The following is a 614-nucleotide window of genomic DNA, read 5'->3' on the forward strand; positions in this document are numbered from 1 at the left end:
AGCAGCGACTTGACCTGGTCTTCAGGCACTTTCAGGTCGCCGCTGAGCTTGACGTCACGAACGGTGTATTTCTCGCCTTCGTTGACGTTGACGGTGATGTAGACGTGCTTCTTGTCCGGGGTGATGGACACCTGGGTCGAGGCGATGTCCATGTTGATGTAGCCGCGGTCCAGGTAGTAGGAACGCAGGCGCTCCAGGTCACCGGAGAGTTTTTCACGGGCGTACTTGTCGTCGTTCTTGAAGAACGACAGCCAGTTGGTGGTCTTGAGTTCGAACAGGTCGATCAGGTCTTCGTCAGGGAAAACCGTGTTGCCCACCACGTTGATGTGCTGGATGGCTGCCACGGTGCCTTCGTTGATGTTGACCTTCAGGCCGACGCGGTTGCGCGGTTGCGGCACCACTTCGGTGTCGACGGTGGCCGAGTAGCGACCCTGGGCAACGTACTGGCGTTGCAGTTCGTTGCGTACACCTTCGAGGGTGGCACGCTGGAAGATCTCGCCTTCGGCCAGGCCGGATTGCTTGAGGCCTTTCATCAGGTCTTCAGTGGAGATCGCCTTGTTGCCTTCGATCTCGATACTGGCGACCGACGGGCGCTCGACAACGGTGATGACCAG

The 614-nt window shown here is 58.6% G+C and carries 1 protein-coding gene; it reads right to left on the reverse strand.

Going from position 1 to position 614, the window contains the following annotated elements; all coding sequences use genetic code 11:
• Window positions 1-614: POTRA domain-containing protein (locus V7773_RS30245; RefSeq protein WP_336076500.1), on the reverse strand; the 614-nt coding region annotated here is incomplete at both ends.

This window comes from Pseudomonas sp. 3JA, assembly GCF_036961705.1.
Taxonomy (GTDB): domain Bacteria; phylum Pseudomonadota; class Gammaproteobacteria; order Pseudomonadales; family Pseudomonadaceae; genus Aquipseudomonas; species Aquipseudomonas fluorescens_Q.